This window comes from Candidatus Hydrogenedentota bacterium (assembly GCA_019695095.1).
In the GTDB taxonomy this organism is placed as follows: Bacteria; Hydrogenedentota; Hydrogenedentia; order Hydrogenedentales; family SLHB01; genus JAIBAQ01.
Window position 1 is genome coordinate 1 of record JAIBAQ010000400.1, and the last position, 2,595, is coordinate 2,595.

Sequence of the window (2,595 nt, forward strand, 5' to 3'; positions counted from 1 at the left end):
CCCGTGTTGGCGCGCGCCAACAGTGTTTTTCGCCTCGGAGCGGGGTCAAGGACGGGCTGCGCTTTTTGCAGCCCGGCGCAGCGAATCCTTGACGCCGCGGAGGGGCGAGTACGCTGTGGAATGGCTTTGCGCACAGCATTTTCGCGCGCAAAGCCGTGATGACAAAGCGGTAAGTTTTGCCCTTCAGGTGGGTCCATTTTTTGAGCAAAAGACGGGTCCATTCCCGCGAGCGCCAAGGCACTCTGGCAGCGGACTTCGGCACTCTGGTCCTGCATGGTCAGCGCGAAGCTCGCGCGAGCACCGCTCTTGGCCAGAAAACCGCCGCGCAGAACAGCGCCTATCCATCGTACGCCACAACGGCTTCCTTCAGATGCTTTGGCGACTGCTGGAGCACCCTTCCAGGAAAGGCCTTGTCGAAAGCGTGCGTCGCTGCAACGTGAGCACACTCATGCGCAAGTATATGCAGTGCTTGCGTGAACATCTCACTACTTTGATCCTCCAACGGCTAGATAACGGCAGCATTGATAAGGATGTGGTTTTTAATTGTTCCATCCCGGATGACTGCTGGAGTCATCGCGACACCAATAGCATGCTCATCCGTTGGCGTTAGGCGATTGGAAGATTCGTAGCCGCGATCCAATTCCAGAAGAGCTTGCGGATAGTCATCCGCTACTGTGAATCCATCGAGACGCTCAAGATTGATCCAGCGGCTCAACTCACGAGCATACTCGGCGAGCAGGTTGGCGAAATCGGTTGCTCGCTCGACTGAATCGAATGCACGGACACAGACCGGAATGCTGGGAGGTGCAGTCATGGGAGGATCTGCGACCTCTTCAACGTCCCTTCTTTCATGTGTAGTCAACTATCTTGGCCCCGGTGTGAAAGAACTATCCGTCTCATTTTTTGTATTCAATCCTACTGTGTAATGACCACCTTCAGCTTTTTTGAGAACAAGGAGGTCATAGGTCTTGAGCATATCCAATAATCCCGAATGTCCGTATGTTGTGGGAGAAAACGCAGGGTCAGTGCGCTTCAAATACTGACCCAAAGCACTTAGCCCAACTTTACCTTCGGAAGTATCGCTTGCAAGCAAGGACACGGCTTCAACGACAAATTTCGGGCGTCGTTTTACTACTGGTGTAGACTGTGCTTTAGCCGGATCAGGCTTCGCAGTGATTGCTTTGTTCCCGTTGTGTTCAGCTGCGTCTAAAGTCTGCTCCGCAGGCTGCCACTCGAAGAAGTGATCGGACGCATTTCGTAGAGCGTCAGGTGTCTTGACTTCACCAACAATACAAACGGTTGCCCCGCGTTCTCGCAGTTTCCTGCACAAATAGGCGAAATCGGAGTCACTCGTTACAAGACAAAAGTTATCGGCCCGGTGATCAAACATCGCTTCCAGCGCATCTAGAGCCAAAGCAATGTCGGCGGTGTTCTTGCCTGAGGCGTACTGGTATTGCAGGCAAGGAGTAAAGGCCAATCGAACCAATGCCTCCTGCCATTTATTCGCTAAAGTACTGTGATTTCCATAACCCCGGCGCAACACGACTCTCCCAAATTGTGCAACCACGCGAAGCGCAAATTCAAGAATTTCAGGGTTTGTATTGTCACAATCGACAAGGACCGCGACGCGAGATTCGTTGGGAAGGGAGGGGGCAACCATCTTTCATGCTCCTTGGATTGAAATCGACATGATATACGCACGTATTTTCAAGAGGAAAAGTGCATGGAATACAAATCACTGAGCATGTACGAGTAGCATCGGAGGCTGCTCGATAGAGATTCCGTTACGGCTAGCGCCCGACCAGATTGATGATGTAGTTCGGGAGGTGCCCCAACGGCTGCAATCGCCGATTTGCACGTGTAGGTCATCCGGCAGGTTTCAGAGTGAAGCGGCCCTTTGAACGTCAGCTATCCGGCAAGGATAAACTTCCGCTCCTGGCCGGTTGCCGACGGCCGCCATCCTGCATCCAGTGACTGCTTTCCGCAGCGTAGCGGTCGGTCAGGCGCGAAGATTGACATCCCCGGCCGAATGGCCGCTTACGCGCTGACCGCCCCAGGCCAACATCCGCTTCGGAGAAGAATCTCCACCGTTTGCTCCTAGCCGACTGCACTCCTTCGACATGATGCCAGAAAGCGGCCACACGTTTTCAACTCCGATTCCGTATGCGTTTCCGGAGGTTAAGGGCAACTCAAAATGCCTGTGTATGGACTATCATGTAATGGCTTAGCCTGCCCTTTACCCATAAATCTGGCTACCCTAAGCGTCTCTGATTGAGACAAAAGCCCTCGCAGAGGGTTTGGAGTTGCGAATGGCCATGCCACATGAGTTGATGCCCCGGGTAGGTGATCATGGCGCGGCTCACTCATTTCCAGCCGAAGGATTCTCAGGACAAATGCTACTGCCCAGTACTTCCTTGCGAATGTATTCCCTCCCGTAGTGATGGCCCGCGTCACCCGTGCCCGGAGTATCGCCAAGAATTCGCGCCAATGTGCATGCAACGATGTCCATTGAGTGTCCTGGCACCGAGGACTTCCGACGAAACTGCAGGCTCAAGTCGTAGCGATTGAACCGGGTCGCCGTGAACGACGTCGTTA

3 protein-coding genes are annotated in these 2,595 nt (G+C 53.7%); all 3 read right to left on the reverse strand.

What is annotated here, in order from left to right:
• Positions 1-505: 505 nt before the first annotated feature.
• A complete protein-coding gene (locus K1Y02_26855; GenBank protein ID MBX7260004.1) occupies positions 506-814 on the reverse strand; it encodes a hypothetical protein in 309 nt (102 codons plus the stop codon).
• 48 nt (positions 815-862) lie between these two features.
• On the reverse strand, positions 863-1,660 hold the full coding sequence (locus tag K1Y02_26860) for an NYN domain-containing protein (protein ID MBX7260005.1): 798 nt from the start codon (positions 1,658-1,660) through the stop codon (positions 863-865).
• A gap of 699 nt (positions 1,661-2,359) precedes the next feature.
• On the reverse strand, positions 2,360-2,595 hold a 236-nt coding region (locus tag K1Y02_26865), incomplete at its 5' end, for a hypothetical protein (GenBank protein MBX7260006.1).